Consider the following 16,177-nt stretch of genomic DNA (forward strand, 5'->3'; position numbering starts at 1 on the left):
TGATTCACACAATATGAAGATCCAAATCATCAACCCCAACGCCTCGCTCGCCATGACCGAAGAAATCGGCCACGCTGCGCGCCGGGTGGCCGCCCAGGGAACGCACATCATGCTGACCGGCACGGCCAGCGGCCCGGCCAGCATAGAAAGCGCTTTCGACGAAGCCCTGGCATTGCCCGGACTCATGCAGGCCGTAGAACAGGGCCGCCGGGAAGGCGTGCACGCCCATGTCGTCGCGTGCTTCGGAGACCCGGGCCTGCAGGCCGCGCGCGAGGTGGCCGATGCGCCGGTGCTGGGGATTGCGCAGGCTGCCATGCATGCCGCCTGCCTGCTGGCGCCGCGCTTTTCCGTCATCACCACACTGCAGCGCACCGTCTCCACGGCGGAGCGCCTGGCGCGCCTTTATGGCTTCGAATACCAATGCCGCCGCGTGCACGCCACCGGCCTGCCCGTGCTGGCCCTGGAGGCAGCCGCTACGGACGACCGGGTATTTGCCCAGGTGCGCGCCTGCGCCGAACGCGCGATCGAGGAGGACGGCTGCGGAGCACTGGTGCTGGGCTGTGCCGGCATGGCACCGCTGTGCGCGCGCCTGTCCGGCGTCCTGGGCGTGCCCGTGATCGATGGCGTGAGTGTGGCAGTGAAGCTGGCCGAGGCGCTGAGCGGTGCAGGTCTGTCCGCCAGCAAGCGCGGCGACGGCGCGCGGCCCGAGGCCAAGCCCGTGACCGGGATCATGAGCGCCTTTGCCTTGAGCGATTGAGGCGCGGGTGCTGCGGCCCTGCGCGGGGCCGCAGCGATTGAGTGGCCGCGGCCGTCGGCGCGACGCGCCGGGCGGGCCCAGGCCCTGTGGGCCGCCACCCCGCAGTGCAAGGCTGCAAGCAGGGATGGCGCCGCCCGATCAAAGGGTTTCGTCGCGCAGGTAGTACCAGTGGTAGAGAAAGCGCTGGCCAAACCGGCGGAACGGTGCAAAGGCGCGCGAGCGCACCAGATTGAACACGTTCGGATATTCCAGTTCGGAGTTGTAGATGGGCAGTTCGAACGCCGGCAGGTTTTTGCCGGCGATGCGCTGCGCCATGCGGCGTCCGGCGTGGGCCGAGAAGGACACGCCGTTGCCGCCATAGCCGACTGCGTAGAACACCGATTCATCCGCATTGGGCTGCACGATGCGCGGCATCATGTCGTGGCTCACGTCCACCCAGCCCCACCACGAGTAGTCGATCTGGATGCCCTTGAGCGCCGGGAATTTGCGGTGCAGGCCGTCGATGAGCTTGGCCATGTGCACCGGGTTGGGTGCATCGGCTCCGGTGATGGAGCTACGGCTGCCGATCTGGACCCGGTTGTCGGGCAGCTTGCGGTAGTAAAAGCGCAGCGTGCGGGTATCGGTGATGACTTCGGTGGTCTTGAAGTTGGTCGCCGCCAGCTCCTGTTCCGTCAGCGGGCGCGTGACCAGCGAGTTGGACAGAATGGGCATGATCTTGGAATCCAGGCTCCGGTGCATGCCATTGCTGGTATAGCCACCGGTGGCAAAACCCACGGCACGCGCCTTGACCGTGCCTCCCGGAGTCTTCAGGTAATGCACACCGTTGCGCGTCTCCATGCCGATCACGGGGCTGGCCGGGTGCACTTTCACCCCCAGTTCCCGGGCCTTGCGCAGATAGCCGAAGGCCAGTTTCAGCGGATGCACGCCGATGCCGTCGGGCTCGTGCAGCGCGCCGAAGCTCTCGGCGTCGTTGACATACTCGTCGCGCACCTCGTCCGGGGTGAGCATGCGGGTGTTGTAACCGAAGACCTCGCGCATGACCTTGGACTCGTTGTGCAGGAAGGCCATCTTCTTCTCGCGGTGCGCGATGTACAGATGCCCGCCCGGCTGGGGCTCGCACTCGGGAAATTCGGCCACCAGGCTCTTGAAGGTGTCGAAGCCCTCGCGAATCTCGGCGTCGAGCTTCAGTGCGGTTTCCTTGCCCCAGCGCGCGATCCACTGCGAGCGATAGAGGCGGCCGCTGGCGTTCTGGCCTTGCCCGCCGTTGCGGCTGGTGCAGCCCCAGACGGCCTGGTTGGCTTCAAGCACCGTGGCGCGGATGCCATGCTCGCGCGCCAGAAACAGCGCCGTCGCCAGGCCCGTGAATCCCGAGCCCACGATCACCACATCGGCATCGACGTCGCCCGTGATCGGGCCATCGTCTTCCGGCGGCTCGCCGGCCGTTCCCACCCAGTAGGTGGGAGCGTAGTTGGCCCCATGGCCGGGCGATTTCGCCACCAATGGGTCGTACTGCGGATCGTAGGGGCTGCGCATGGAGGCGCGTGGTTGGGCGTGGGCTTTCATGCCGGTCTCCGGGTAGTTCAAATGGGCCTTTTTTGCGGCTGGGTGATGCATGCACTTCGGCACACCCAAAGGAATGCCGAGGAGTACGGCGAGGTTATCCAGGGCCATCGCCACATCGTTAGCGCCACTGCGCGGGTTTTGATAGAGCCAGCAAGCCGCTGCCTGTGTCTGGACCTATCGAATGCACTTTGCTGGTTCTACGAGCCCACGAAGTGCGTAACTACCATTCGTTCGACCATCACACCAATGGCGGCTTCGCCATCGCGACGGCGAAGCAGAGATTGACCGGAAGCGAATCAAAGGAGACGAAATGACTGAAAGAAGCGACAGCGTGAGCGTGCAGTTCCTCATGGACTTCGGCGCCGCCTGGAACCGCCACGACATCGAGGCCCTGATGTCGTTCATGGCCGACGACTGCGAGTTTCACGCCGTGGCCGGCCCGGACCTCATGGGCCGAAGCTACATCGGCCGTGAAGCCGTGCGCGAGGGCTTTCAACTCGCCTGGCAGACCTTCCCCGACGCCGCCTGGCTCGACGGCGTGCACTTCGTGCACGGCGACCGCGGGGTTTCCGAGACCACGTTCAAGGGCACCAAGCTCGACGGCTCGCGGGTCGAGGCCCGCATGGTCGATGTGTTCACTTTCCGGGACGGAAAAATCGCGGTCAAGAACGCCTACAGAAAAGACCGCCCCCCGATCAGCGCACGCTGACAACTGGATCAATTCAAAGGAGACAAGACATGACTTTCAAGAAAACCATGGTGATGCACCTGGTGGGCGCAGCCTCTCTGCTTGCCACCGGTGCCTGGGCAACGACGTTCAAGGTGGCCGTTGGCGACGCCCAGGGCGGAACCCAGTGGGAGCTGGCGACCAAGTTCAAGCAGTCCTTCGAACAGAAGACCGGCGGCAAGCACAAGCTCGACCTCTTTCCCAACGGCCAGTTGGGCAGCGAGGAAGACACCATCAACAATGCCGCCATGGGCACGCTGGACTTTTCCATTCTGGCGATCAACAACGTCACCCCTTTCTCGCCCACGGTCGGCGTGCTGACACTGCCCTACGTCATTCAGAGCGCCGAGGACGCCAAGAAGCTCACCTTGGGTGAGGTCGGCAAGGATCTGACGGCCAGCACCCTGCGCGATGCCAACGTGCGCATCGTCGGCTGGGCCTACTCGGGCTTTCGCGTGCTGACCAACTCCAAGAAGCCCGTGAAAACCGTGGCCGACCTGCAAGGCCTCAAGATCCGCGTGCCCAAGAACGAGATCATGATCGCCAGCTACCAGGCCTGGGGCATCAATCCCACGCCGATGTCCTGGGGCGAGACCTTCACCGCCCTGCAGCAGCGCGTGGTCGATGGCCAGGACAACCCGTACATCACCATCTCGGCGATGAAGTTCAACGAGGTGCAGAAGTACATTACCAACATCCGCTACGTGTTCTCGCTGGAACCCTTGATCGTGAGCGAGTCGGTGTTCAAGAAGCAGCCGGCCGACGTGCAGAAGGCCATCCTCGAAGCAGGCGCCGAAGCCTCCGAGCACAGCTACCGCTGGCTGCTGGAGACCGAAGACAAGATCAAGAAAGACCTGACCGCCAAGGGCATGCAGATCACGGATGCGGCCGATGGCGAGAAAGAGTTCATCAGCAAGGCCACGGCCACGGTGTGGCCGAAGTTCTACAACAGCATCGGCGGGAAAGACAAGCTCGACAAGGTGCTGAAGGCGCTGGGTCGCTGAGACGGGCCTGGACAGGACGGCGGCGCCATGGGGCGGCCGTCCTGCCGGTCAGTGTTAGCGTTGCGCAATTGCATGCCCCCAACCCGCGGGGCAGGCCCTGTTTTTCCCTGAGAGAACGCCATGTCCAGCCCTCGTTCCTTCCTCAAGTGGCTCAACCATCTGGAGACCATGCTGTGCGAGCTCCTGCTCGCCGCATTCGTCCTGCTGTTGTTCGCCCAGATCGTCGCCCGCCAACTGTTCCAGTACTCCATCGCCTGGAGTGAGGAGCTGTCCACCTACATGTTCGTGTGGTTCGCCTACCTGGGCGCCGTGGTGGCGGCCAAGATGTCGGCCCACAACCGCGTCACCTTCCATTTCCAGTTCATGCCCAAAGCCATGGCCAAGGCCATGCTCGTGCTGGCCGATCTGCTGTGGGTGGCCTTCAACAGCTATTTCGTCTACCTGAGCTACGACTTCGTCTTCCACCGCATGAACCTGTTCTGGAAGTCCCAGACCCTGGGCGTGCCGATGAAGTACCTGTACATGATCCTGCCGGTTGCGTTCACGCTCATGTCGATCCGCATTCTCTACAACGTGTATCTCACGGTGTTCAAGGGCGTGGAGCTGATCGACCCCGAGGCAGCGGAAATCGAAAAACTCAAACAACTAGCGGCACGGGGCAATGCCTGACGGCTGAGGAGACAAACATGGAAAACTATGTAGTCGAACTGCTGTTCGGCGGATTCTTCCTGTTCCTGATCATGGGTGCGCCGATTTCCGTGGCGCTCGGCGGCGCCGCCATGGGGGCCTACCTGGCCCTGGACAAGGACCCCATCACGCTGGTACAGATTGCGTTCACGTCGGTGGGCAGCTTCCCGCTGATGGCCCTGCCCGCCTTCGTGCTGGCTGGGGCCCTGATGGAGGCCGCAGGCATCTCGCGGCGTCTGGTGGACATTGCCGAGGCGCTGGCCGGTCCGATCACCGGCGGCCTGGGCGCCGCCACGGTGCTGGCCTGCCTGTTCTTTGGCGCCATTTCGGGCTCCGGGCCCGCCACCACCGCCGCCGTGGGCATGCTGATGATTCCGGCCATGGTCAGACGCCGCTACGACCGTGCCTACGCGTCGGCCGTGACGGCCGCCTCCGGCGGGCTGGGCATCATCATTCCGCCGTCCATTCCCATGGTGATCTTCGGTATTTCGGCGCTGGGCATGGCGCCGCCGCCGGAGGCCATCGAGAAGTTCGGCCAGTTCGACTCGCTGTCCATTCCCAAGCTGTTCATGGCAGGCTTCATCCCCGGCCTGGTGATGGCCACGGGCCTGCTGGTGATGAACTACGTGATCTCGCGCAAGAAGGGCTACCGGGGCCTGACCGACACCTGGTCGGGCGGCGACATCGGCACGGCGCTGCGCAAGGGCATCTGGGCCTTGTTCGCGCCGGTGATCATCCTGGGCGGCATCTACACCGGGATGTTCACGCCCACCGAGTCGGCGATCGTGGCAATCTTCTATACCCTGTTCGTGGGCATCTTCGTACACCATGAACTGCGGTTCAAGGCCTGCCTCAACGCACTGCGCACCACGACCTGGATCACCGGCCGCGTGCTGCTGATCCTGTTCACGGCCACGGCCTTCGGGCGCCTGCTGGTCGAGACGCGCATCCCGGCCCTGGTGGCCAGTTCCATGCTGGGCATGACGGACAACATCTATGTGGTCTGGACCCTGATCATCCTGTTCCTGCTCTTCGTGGGCATGTTCATGGAGACCCTGGCCGCCATCATGATCCTGGTGCCTGTGCTGCTGCCGGTGATGTACACCATGGGGGCAGACCCGACGCACGTGGGCATCGTGGTCATCTGCGCGCTGTCGATCGGCTTTCAGACCCCGCCCCTGGGCGAGAACCTGTTCGTCGCCTCGGGCATTGGCGGCGAGTCGGTCGAACGCATCGTGGTGCGCGTGCTGCCCTTCGTGCTGGTCTCCACGCTGACCGTGTTCATGATCGCCTTCTTCCCACAGCTCTCGCTGTGGCTGCCCAAGCTGCTGGGCTACTGAGTCCGTGAACGCATGCCATGCAATACATCGGCAAGGATGGCAATGCCTTGCTCGATGGCATGGCTGGGGATGGACTGGTAGCCCAGCCGGATGTAGTTGGCCGGCGGTGTCTGGGCCACGAAGAACACATCGCCCGGCTCGATGAGCACCCCCCGCTCAGCGGCCTGGCGGGCCAGTTCGCCGGCGCGCACGCCATCCGGAATGCGCACCCACAGAGACCCTCCCCCGCTCACCGGCACAGGGGTGCACTCGGGCAGGTGCTTGGCAAGTGCCGCCCACAGGAGATGGTGGCGTTCCTTCTGGGCCTGCGCCAGCCGGCGGAGCTGGGCGTCGTTGTGCCCCAGCGAGATGAAGAGCGCCAAAGTCCGCTGGATGAACGTGGACGGGTGGCGCAGCATCAGGCGGCGCAGTGCACGCAGGTGCTCGATGAGTTCCGGCGCGGCCACGATATAGCCTACGCGCAGCCCCGGCGCCAGACTCTTGGACAGGCTGCCGATGTAGATCACGCGGTCGCTGCGGTCCAGGCTCTTGAGCGCGGGGATGGGATCGCCCTCGAAGCTGTTCTCGCTCTCGAAGTCGTCTTCGATGATGACGAAGTCGTGCTGCTGCGCCTGCTCCAGCAAGGCCTCGCGGCGCTCGCGCGGCATGGTCACGCCCGTGGGGCACTGGTGGCTGGGGGTCGTGTAGACGTAGTCCATGGACCGCAGGCTCTCGCTCAGGGGGAGGCCGTGCTCGTCCACGGGCAGCGCGATGATCTGGGAAGTCCGGCTGTTGAAAATATTGCGCGCATCGGGGTAGCCCGGGTCTTCCACGGCCACGTGCGTACCTTCGCGCATGAGCAGGTCGGCCACCATGTAGAGCGCATGCTGGGCGCCGACGGTGATGATCAATTCGTCGCTGGACGCCCAGACACCGCGGCGCGGCAGGATCTTGGTCTGGATCTGCTGGATCAGGGACTCATCGTCGCGGGTGATCTGGTCGGGCGCCCACTCGCGGATGTCGAGCACGCTCAGGGCTTTCATGCAGCATTCGCGCCAGGCGGCGGTGGGGAACAAGTCCTTGTCGAACTGCCCGTAGAGGAACGGATAGGGGTAGGACTGCCAGTCCGGTGGCTTGACGATGCTGCGGTACGCATTGGGCTGCAGGCACAGCCGCCGCGACCAGTCTGTCTTGCTCTGCGGCGCAGCCTCGGTGCGCGGGCTGGCAGAGGGCACCAGCCCGCGCCGGAAATCGGGATTGACGAAGTGGCCCTTGCGCTGCAGGCTGACCAGGAAAGCCTCCTCGGAGAGCTGCTGGTAGGCCAGCACCACGGTGATGCGCCCGACCTGGAGCTGTTCAGCCAGCTCGCGGCTGGAGGGCACGGGCTCACCCGGCGGCAGCACGCCGCCGTGGATGGCATCGACCATCATGGCGCAGATCTGGCCTTGCAGGCTCAGGCCATCGCGCCGGGAACGCCGGAACAGTTCGTTCCACATGGCGCCAGTGAGTTTTTGGGACATCCGGGTTCAGTATCAGTCAGAAGAGAAGGCACGCCAGCATAAGCCCGTCGTCCCCGCACTGTTCGACGGGTGCCTGCGAAGCAAAGTTCCATGGTGTGTTCAAGTATTGAACACTACCACCCGCCACCCAACCGGGAAACCTCCAGGGCAGCCGGTGCTTCAGGAGCGCGCGAGGTAGTTGGAGTAGACCAGGCCGGTGCCAGCAAGAACCAGCAGCGCTGCCGCCACCCGGGTCGTGGTCCGCGGTGACAGGCCCAGAGGATAGCGCTGCTGGATGCGGTGCACCAGCAGCACCACAGGGAAGGACAGCGCGATGTACAGCAGCGAGCGCCAGGTGAAGCTGCCCGTGGCTGCAATAAAGGCCAGGCGCACCACCTGCCCAATGGAAAACACCAGGAAAAGGCACTGGTGTATCACCCGCTGCGGCAGGGGCTGGCGGTAGAACAGGTAGACCAGGGGCGGGCCGGCGGTGGAGAACAGCCCCCCCATGAGGCCGGACAGCAGGCCCGTGACCCGGAACACCCAGGGTGGGGACATCTGGCGCCAGGGAACCGGCTGGACCACCATGGACAGCGCCGTCAGCAGGATGAAGCCACCCAGCACGTACTTGAGCACATACAGCGCCTGGCCGCTGAGCCAGATCAGCAGGGCCGCCCCTCCCATCACCCCGACGATGCTGGGCAGGATGGCGGGCCGCACGGGGTGCCACTCCCGGCCCAGCGGATGCGCACGGAAGTAGGCGGCCGTCTGCACCAGGGTGATGACGCTGATGGCGTTGGTCGCCTCATCCAGCGGCACCAGATCGAACGTACCGATCAGCCCGATGAACAGCAGCGAGAAGGCAAAACCGGTCAGCGCCTGCACGTAGGTGGCCAGTGCCATGCACACGGTCACGTACCACCAGGTCAGCAAGGAGACACCAAAAAACGACATGGTCAGTCACCAGGAGGCCGTGAAAAGGCGCGCGCCGGGGCCCGTCCCCGGCGCACGGTGCACAGGCATCAAAGCCCGTACAGATGGCGCAACTCGATGGCGGCGAGCACGAACAGCGCCATCCAGAGGGTTTCGACGAGCAGCAGCATGAAAGGCCGCCAGCCCGCGTTCGCCAACTGTGCAAAGGAGGTCTTCATGCCCAGCGCGGCGATCGCCAGTACCAGGCAGCCACGCGAGACGTCACTGAGATAGTGCTGCGTCGCCAGCGGCATCCAGCCCATGGAATTGACCAGCACCAGCGCCACGAAGACCCACAGGAACCAGGGCACCAGGGGCTGCTTCTTCGCCTCGTGGCCGTCGGCCGCTGCTTCGCGCTGGCGCTTGAACACCGTGGACACCACCACCACCACCACGGCCAGCATGGACACGCGGAACAGCTTGACGATGGTGGCATAGTCGCCCGTCGCCTGGTCAATGGTGTAGCCCGCGCCGACCACCTGCGCCACGTCGTGGATGGTGCCGCCGATGAACAGGCCCGCCAGCTCGGGCGGCAGGTGCAGCAGCTTGGCGATCAGCGGGTACAGCACCATGGCAACGGTGGAGAGCACGGTCACGGTCACGACCACCATCAGGGTGAAGCGGTCGCTGTGCTTGTCACGTGGCAGCACGGCCGAGATGGCCAGCGCCGCAGAGGCGCCGCAAATGGCCACCGAACCGCCGGAGAGCACCCCCTGCGGCCGCGTCATGCCCAGGCGCCGGCCCAGCCAGGCGCCGCACAGCAGCGTGGTGACCACGGCAGCGATGACGATGAGCGCGGTGGTCCAGCCCAGGCCTGCGATCTGCGAGGCCGTGATGCGCGCCCCCAGCAGGCCCACGCCCAGCCGCAGGATGCCGCGGGCGCAAAATTCGATGCCCGGCTTGGTCTTGGCCTCCTGGCTCAGGAAATGGAAGGCCACGCCAAAGAACAGTGCATACAGCAGTTGCGGCCCGCCGTGCAGCGTGGACACAAAGGTGGCCGCCAGCGCCACCACCCCGGCCAGGGCGGTGCCGGGCAGCAGATTGAGGACGGGCTCCAGCCGGTAGCCCGGAGCCAGCCAGGGGTTGGACCGTTTCATGGCCGGAGGCGTGCTTTTCATGAGCCGCTCCCGGTTCCCGCCTGCGCATGGCTGCGCAGCACGGCCAGTGCGCAAGAGGCGATGCGGCTGGCCACGGAGTCAGAGCGGCTGGTCAGGATGACGGGCACCTTCATGCCCAGCACCAGCCCCGCGCATTCCGCATTGGCCATGTAGACGAGCTGCTTGTAGACCATGTTGCCTGCTTCCAGGTTGGGCACCAGCAGGATGTCGGGCTCGCCGGCGACGCTGGAGACGATGCCCTTGTTGCGCGCCGACTCCACGGAAATGGCGTTGTCATAGGCCAGCGGGCCATCGAAGACGCCGCCCTGGATCTGCCCGCGGTCGGCCATCTTGCACAGCGCGGCAGCGTCGATGGTGCCCGGGATGGCGGGGTTGACCGTCTCCACCGCCGACAGCACCGCCACGCGCGGGCGGCCGATGCCGATCGCCTGGGCCAGCTCGATGGCGTTCTGCGCGATGTCCCGCTTGTCCATCAGCGTGGGCACGATGTTGACCACGCAGTCGGTGATCAGCAGCGGGCGGTTGAAGCCCGGCACGTCCAGCACGAAGACATGGCTGGCACGGCGCTCGCCGCGCAGCGCGGCCTCCTTGGCCACGGCGGCACCCAGGAGCTCGTCGGTGTGCAGGCTGCCCTTCATCAGGGCGGCAGCCTGGCCGTCGCGGCACAGGGCGGCGGCCTGCGCGGCCGCAGCGCGCGGCGCATCCGGCGTGTCGTGGATGCGCAGTTCCGCCGCGTCCACCCCGGCTTGCTGCGCCGCCGCCAGGATGCGCGCGCGCGGGCCGACGAAGACCGGGGCGATGAGACCGGCCTGTGCTGCCTCGCAGGCCGATTGCACGGACGTGGCGTCGCAGGGGTAGGCCACGGCCACCGGCAGGGGGCCCAGCGCGCGTGCGCGGGCCAGGAGGTTGTTCAGGTGGGGGCGTGGCGTGTTGCCGGTCCAGGCGTCCGTAGTGCCGGCGTCGATGAGTTCTGCGTGGGCCATGGGGATTCTCGATGCGTGGGGAGGGCATGCGCCCCGCGCGCCTCAGGCACGCGGGGCGTGGGCTCAGGACGTGAACGTCAGACGTAGTCCTTGTACTTTTCCAGGAAGCGCACCGGCTTGCTCAGCGCATCGCGGCGGAACGGATCGCCCAGTTCGCGCGTGCACATGATTTCGATCACGCAGGTCTTGCGCTCGTTCATCTGCATGTCGATGGCCTTCTTCAGGGCCGGGCCCACGTCTTCCAGGTGGTCCACCACGATGGCCTCCGCCCCCATGGCCTTGGCGATACCGGCGAAGCTCTCGCTCTCCAGTTCGCCGGCCACGAAGCGGCGGTTGTAGAAGTCCACCTGGTTCTTCTTCTCCGCGCCCCATTGGCGGTTGTGGAACACCACCGCGGTCACGGGGATGTCGTGGCGCACGGCGGTCATGATCTCCACCATGCTCATGCCCCAGGCACCGTCGCCGGCGTAGGCGATGGCCGGACGGTCGGGCGCGGCGCACTTGGCACCGATGATGGTGGGCAGGGCATAGCCGCAGTTGCCGAAGCTCATGGGTGCGAAGAAGCTGCGCGGTTCATCGAAACGCAGGTAGCTGTTGGCCACCGAGTTGATGTTGCCGATGTCCGTGGACACCATCACGCGCGGGGGCATGGCCTTCTCCAGCTCGCGCAGCACCTGCCGCGGATGCAGGTAGGTACCGCCGGTGGGCGTGCGCTCGCCCTTGGCTTCTTCGATCATGTCCAGGCTGAACGGGTCGCGCTCGTGCGTCCACTCGTCCAGTTCCTTTTCCCAGGCGTCCTTCTCGGCCTTGATGGTCGTCGCGCGCTCGGCCTTGGTGGCGTCGCAGGCCAGGGCCTTGCCTTCCAGGCGGGCGGTCAGCGCCTTGGCCACGGCCTTGGCGTCGCCATGGATGCCCACGGAGATCTTCTTCACCAGACCCAGGTTGGTGTGGTCGGCTTCGACCTGGATGATCTTGGCATTCTTGGGCCAGTAATCCATGCCGTGCTGGGGCAAGGTGCCGAAGGGGCCCATGCGCGAGCCCAGAGCGATCACCACGTCGGCCTGGGCGATCAGCTTCATCGCCGCCTTGGAGCCCTGGTAGCCCAGCGGGCCGGCCCACAGGGGGTGCTTGGCAGGGAAGGCGTCGTTGCGCAGGTAACCCGTCACCACCGGGGCGCCCAGGCGCTCGGCCAGCAGCTTGCACTCCTCCACGGCATCACCCATGACCACGCCGCCACCGGCCAGGATCACAGGAAACTTGGCGCTGGCCAGCAGCTCGGCAGCGGCATTCAGGCTGTTCTCGCCGCCCGCACCGCGCTCCACGCGCATGGGCTTGGGGATCTCGCACTGGATTTCGCCGTAGAAATAGTCGCGCGGGATGTTGAGCTGGGTCGGGCCCATCTCGGACATGGCGCGGTCGAAGCAGCGGCCGGTGAACTCGGCCATGCGCTTGGGGTTGCACACATGGCCCTGGTACTTGGTGAACTCCTGGAACATCGGCAGTTGGTTGGCCTCCTGGAAGCCGCCCAGGCCCATGCCCATGGTGCCCGTCTCGGGCGTGATGATCACCACGGGGCTGTGGGCCCAGTAGGCAGCCGCAATCGCCGTCACGCAGTTGCTGATGCCCGGGCCGTTCTGGCCGATGGTCACGCCGTGGCGGCCGGAGACACGCGCATAGCCGTCGGCCATGTGCGCAGCACCCTGCTCGTGCACCACGGGAATCAGGCGGATGCCAGCCGGGGCGAAGATGTCCATGGCATCCATGAAGGCCGAGCCCATGATGCCGAACATCTCGGTCACGCCGTTGGCGACCAGGGTTTCCACAAAGGCCTCCGAGGGCGTCATCTTCTGGACGCCTTCGACCACCGTACGATTTGCGGGTGCAGTCATTGCTATCTCCTTGGAAAATGGAACGATTTGTTCCGTAAAAAAGAATTTATTGAGCGAAGTCTAGGCATGCTTTGCCCTCGTGTCAAGAAAATTACTTTTTCCGGAACAAATTGACTCGAAAAAAGAAACTTCATATGATTGGAACCGCCATGAAAGACGCCACGAACAAAGTCACCCCCCGGCTGGACGGCGACACGCCCAACCTGCGGCTGTTCGCCTTGCTGGAGGTGATTGCGCAACAGGACGCCCCTTTCACCCTGCAGGCCATGGTGGAAGAGACGGGCCTGCCCAAGCCCACGCTGCACCGCATGCTTCAGCAGCTCGAGGGCGCGGGCATCCTGCAGCGCGACGGCAATGGCCGCCACTACGGCACCGGCCAGCGGCTGATGCGCCTGGCCGAGAGCGTGCTGTTGAACAACACCACCTACGGGGCGCGGCACGCGGTGCTGCGCAAGCTGGTGGAGGAAGTGGGCGAGAGCTGCAACATCACCGCCTTCTCCAGCGGCGAGGTGCTGTACCTGGACCGGGTGGAAACCGCCGCGCCCCTGCGCTTTTATCTGCACCCCGGATCGCGCGTGCCCGCGCACTGCTCGGCCACGGGCAAGCTGTTCCTCAGCCAGATGACGCCCTCGCAGCGCCGGCGCCTGCTGGCGGCCGTGCCGCTGGAAAAGTTCACCCACAACACGCACACCAGCTACGAGAGCCTGGAGCAGGAGCTCGAACAGGTGCGCAGCCTGGGCTATGCCTTCGACAACGAGGAATTCCTGCCCGGACTGCTGTGCCTGGGGGTGCTGGTGCCCGCGGCGCAAGGCCACTCCAACATGGGCCTGGCCGTACAGGCCCCCGTGATGCGCTTCACGCGCGAGAAGGCCCTGGCCATGCTCCCGACCCTGCGCCAGGCCGCCGAGGCCATGGCGCGCATCAACGACGAAGTTCCCCCTGGGGTACCTGACGATGACTGACCTCACACTTCTGCAACCCACCCAGCGCGTGAGCGTGCGCGAGGTGTTCGGTATCGACATCGACATGACCGTGCCGGCCTTTGCCGGGCAGAACGAGCATGTGCCCGAGCTGGACCGCGCCTACCGCTTCAACCCCCAGGCCACGCTGGCCATCCTGGCGGGCTTCGCGCACAACCGGCGCGTGGTGCTCCAGGGCCTGCACGGCACGGGCAAGTCCACCCACATCGAGCAGGTGGCCGCGCGCCTGAACTGGCCCTGCGTGCGCGTGAACCTGGACGGTCACATCAGCCGCCTCGACCTGGTGGGCAAGGACGCCATCGTGCTGCGCGAGGGCCAGCAGATCACCGAGTTCCAGGAAGGCATCCTGCCCTGGGCCCTGCAACGCCCCATGGCCATGGTTTTCGACGAATACGATGCCGGGCGCCCGGATGTGATGTTCGTCATCCAGCGCGTGCTCGAGCGGGAAGGCAGCTTCACGCTGCTGGACCAGAAGCGCGTGATCCAGCCGCACCCCTATTTCCGCCTGTTTGCCACCATGAATACGCTGGGACAGGGCAACCTCAGCGGCCTGTACCACGGCACCCAGTTGCTCAACCATGCCCAGCTCGACCGCTGGAACCTGGTGACCTCGCTGGACTACCTGCCGCCCGCGGAGGAAGCCGCCATCGTCCTGGCGCGCGTGCCGGCGCTGGACACCGAGCACGGGCGCCAGCAGGTGCGCGCCATGGTGGCCCTGGCCGGCCTCACGCGCAAAGGCTTTGCCGTGGGTGACCTCTCGCTGCTGATGTCGCCGCGCACCGTGATCACCTGGGCCGAGAACACCGAGATCTTCCGCAACCTGGATGTGGCCTTCCACCTGTCGTTCCTGAACAAGTGCGAACCGGCCGAGCGCGGCATCGTGGCCGAATACTTCCAGCGCTGCTTCGACGCCGAGCTGCAAGCCTGGGCCGAGCCGGGCATGGCCTTGCACCATGCCCTCTGAACCGGCCGCAGCGCTCACCCGGACCGAGGCCCTGTGCGGGGCCCTGGTGCGCGCGCTCACCGGCGACGCCACGCTGCAGTGGAGCGGCCAGACCCTGTACCAGGGCACCGAGGTGGTGCCGCTGCGCGCCGCGCACCAGAGCGACGCCTCCCCCGCCCTGCCCGACCAGCGGGCCCTGCTCGACGGTGCCGCGCTGCGCCTGCGCTGGAGCGATGCGGCGCTGCACGCCCAGCACGCACCGGCCGAACCCGTGGAGCGGCTGGTGTACGAGCTGCTGGAGCAGTTGCGCACCGAAAGCCTGGCACCGCCGGACTGGCCGGGGGTGCAGCACAACCTGAGCGCGCGCTTTCTGCGCTGGTGCCATGCGTTCACCGAGTCCGGGCTGACCGAAACCAGCCTGGGCATCCTGCTGTTCACGGTGGCGCTCACCGCCTGGACGCGGTTGACCGGCAACGAGGTGCCCGAGACCCTGTCCGACCTGGTGGAGGCCACGCGCGCCAACATCGTGGCCGATATCGGCGGCCTGCTCGCGGCGCTGCGCCGCCACCGCGCGGACCAGGCCGCCTTCATTCCCCCAGCCCTGGCCCTGAGCCAGTGGGTCGGGCAGGCGGTGCGCGCCGCCCAGGCCGAAGTGCCCAATGGATCGGCCAGCGCCCGGCGGCGCAATGGTTTCGCCCTGCGTCTGCATTTCGACGCGCCGCAGCCGCCGCCCCCGCCCGTGGCCACCAGCGGCGCGAGCCGCAGCTGGGACGCCACTGCGCAGCAGTACCGCGTATTCACCCGCGCCTACGACCGCGAGGTGGACGCGGCCGCCCTGGTGCGCGCCGCCCAGCTGGCCGAATTCCGCGCCCAGATGGACCAGGAAGTGATCGAGGCGGGCTTCAATGTGCCGCGCCTGGCGCGCCACCTGCACCGCGCCCTGGCCGTGCCGCGCCGCGACGGCTGGCGCTTCAGCCAGGAGGAAGGCCTGATCGACGGCAGCCGCCTGGCCCAGTTGGTGAGCGACCCGCAGGACAAGGCCATCTTCAAGGACGAGCTGCAGCGCCCCGCCATGGAGTGCGCCGTGGCCCTGCTGCTCGATTGCTCGGGCTCCATGAAGGCGCACGCCCCGTCCGTCTCCCTGCTGGTGGACGTGCTGGGCCGCGCCCTGGACATGGCGGGCGTGGCGGTGGAGGTGCTGGGCTTCTCGACCGGGGCCTGGAACGGCGGCCGCGCCCGCCGGGACTGGCAACGCGCCGGCCGCCCCGAGTTTCCCGGGCGGCTCAACGAGCGCCTGCACCTGGTGTTCAAGGCCGGCACGCAAGCCTGGCGGCGCGGGCGCTACGGCATTGCGGCACTGCGCCGCCCGGACCTGTTTCGCGAGGGCATGGACGGCGAGGCCGTGGAATGGGCATGCCAGCGCCTGCTCAAGCTGCCCGCGCAGCGGCGCATCCTGATGGTGGTGTCCGACGGCTGCCCCATGGACACCGCCACCCACCAATGCAACGACGAGCACTACCTCGATCAGCACCTGCGGCAGGTGGTGGCCGCGCACGAGCGCAGCGCCGACGTCGAGATCTGCGGCCTGGGCGTGGGCCTGGATCTGGGCGTGTTCTACCGCCGGCGCTTGGCCATCGAACTGGATACGCCGTTGGATGACGCCCGCCTGCACGACGTGGCAGCCCTGCTGATGCAGGGCCGCCGGGCGGCCGGCACGCCATCTCGGAGAGGATGAA

The 16,177-nt window shown here is 66.3% G+C and carries 14 protein-coding genes; 8 read left to right on the top strand and 6 right to left on the bottom strand.

Annotated elements, in window-relative coordinates:
- Positions 1-13 precede the first annotated feature (13 nt).
- Positions 14-757 carry an aspartate/glutamate racemase family protein gene (locus CGR01S_RS13795; RefSeq protein ID WP_042428347.1) on the top strand — a complete coding sequence of 248 codons (744 nt, stop codon included), beginning with the start codon at positions 14-16 and terminating at the stop codon, positions 755-757.
- A 138-nt stretch (positions 758-895) separates the two neighbouring features.
- Here CGR01S_RS13795 and CGR01S_RS13800 read toward each other — a convergent pair whose 3' ends face one another.
- A complete protein-coding gene (locus tag CGR01S_RS13800; protein ID WP_042428350.1) occupies positions 896-2,320 on the bottom strand; it encodes an NAD(P)/FAD-dependent oxidoreductase in 1,425 nt (474 codons plus the stop codon).
- Between the two features lie 310 nt (positions 2,321-2,630).
- Between CGR01S_RS13800 and CGR01S_RS13805 the strand changes: the two genes are divergently transcribed.
- The 4 genes from CGR01S_RS13805 (at position 2,631) to CGR01S_RS13820 (ending at position 6,078) form a co-directional block, all read left to right on the top strand.
- Positions 2,631-3,029, top strand: a complete 399-nt coding sequence (locus CGR01S_RS13805; protein WP_042428352.1) for a nuclear transport factor 2 family protein — start codon at positions 2,631-2,633, stop codon at positions 3,027-3,029.
- A gap of 29 nt (positions 3,030-3,058) precedes the next feature.
- Entirely contained in the window at positions 3,059-4,051 is a 993-nt protein-coding gene (locus tag CGR01S_RS13810) for a TRAP transporter substrate-binding protein (protein ID WP_042428356.1), read from the top strand.
- A 120-nt stretch (positions 4,052-4,171) separates the two neighbouring features.
- On the top strand, positions 4,172-4,720 hold the full coding sequence (locus CGR01S_RS13815) for a TRAP transporter small permease (protein ID WP_042428360.1): 549 nt from the start codon (positions 4,172-4,174) through the stop codon (positions 4,718-4,720).
- A gap of 17 nt (positions 4,721-4,737) precedes the next feature.
- On the top strand, positions 4,738-6,078 hold the full coding sequence (locus CGR01S_RS13820; RefSeq protein WP_042428362.1) for a TRAP transporter large permease: 1,341 nt from the start codon (positions 4,738-4,740) through the stop codon (positions 6,076-6,078).
- Here CGR01S_RS13820 and pdxR read toward each other — a convergent pair.
- From pdxR to xsc, 5 genes are all read right to left on the bottom strand, one after another.
- Entirely contained in the window at positions 6,072-7,577 is a 1,506-nt protein-coding gene (pdxR, locus tag CGR01S_RS13825; RefSeq protein ID WP_042428365.1) for a MocR-like pyridoxine biosynthesis transcription factor PdxR, read from the bottom strand. The genes CGR01S_RS13820 and pdxR overlap by 7 nt on opposite strands.
- Before the next feature lie 159 nt (positions 7,578-7,736).
- The gene (locus CGR01S_RS13830) at positions 7,737-8,510 is read right to left on the bottom strand and encodes a sulfite exporter TauE/SafE family protein (RefSeq protein WP_042428368.1); all 774 of its coding nucleotides are present in this window, start codon (positions 8,508-8,510) and stop codon (positions 7,737-7,739) included.
- 68 nt (positions 8,511-8,578) lie between these two features.
- The gene (locus tag CGR01S_RS13835; RefSeq protein ID WP_042428574.1) at positions 8,579-9,625 is read right to left on the bottom strand and encodes a YeiH family protein; all 1,047 of its coding nucleotides are present in this window, start codon (positions 9,623-9,625) and stop codon (positions 8,579-8,581) included.
- A 17-nt stretch (positions 9,626-9,642) separates the two neighbouring features.
- Positions 9,643-10,629: a bifunctional enoyl-CoA hydratase/phosphate acetyltransferase gene (locus CGR01S_RS13840; protein WP_042428370.1), complete on the bottom strand. Its 987-nt coding sequence runs from the start codon at positions 10,627-10,629 to the stop codon at positions 9,643-9,645.
- Positions 10,630-10,706: 77 nt separating this feature from the next.
- Positions 10,707-12,518 (bottom strand): sulfoacetaldehyde acetyltransferase, encoded by a 1,812-nt coding sequence (xsc, locus tag CGR01S_RS13845; RefSeq protein ID WP_042428373.1) that lies wholly within the window; start codon positions 12,516-12,518, stop codon positions 10,707-10,709.
- Positions 12,519-12,652: 134 nt separating this feature from the next.
- Here xsc and CGR01S_RS13850 point away from each other — a divergent pair, with 134 nt between their 5' ends.
- Genes CGR01S_RS13850 through CGR01S_RS13860 form a run of 3 tightly spaced genes read left to right on the top strand, consistent with a single transcriptional unit; the run spans position 12,653 to position 16,176 of the window.
- The gene (locus CGR01S_RS13850) at positions 12,653-13,480 is read left to right on the top strand and encodes an IclR family transcriptional regulator (protein WP_042428376.1); all 828 of its coding nucleotides are present in this window, start codon (positions 12,653-12,655) and stop codon (positions 13,478-13,480) included.
- Positions 13,473-14,462, top strand: a complete 990-nt coding sequence (locus CGR01S_RS13855; protein WP_042428379.1) for an AAA family ATPase — start codon at positions 13,473-13,475, stop codon at positions 14,460-14,462. The genes CGR01S_RS13850 and CGR01S_RS13855 overlap by 8 nt, the downstream gene beginning before the upstream one ends.
- Complete coding sequence (locus CGR01S_RS13860) at positions 14,452-16,176, top strand: cobaltochelatase CobT-related protein (protein ID WP_042428382.1); 1,725 nt, start codon at positions 14,452-14,454, stop codon at positions 16,174-16,176. The genes CGR01S_RS13855 and CGR01S_RS13860 overlap by 11 nt, the downstream gene beginning before the upstream one ends.
- Position 16,177: the final 1 nt, after the last annotated feature.

It is taken from the genome of Comamonas granuli NBRC 101663 (assembly GCF_000739995.1).
GTDB classification, from domain to species: domain Bacteria; phylum Pseudomonadota; class Gammaproteobacteria; order Burkholderiales; family Burkholderiaceae_C; genus Simplicispira; species Simplicispira granuli.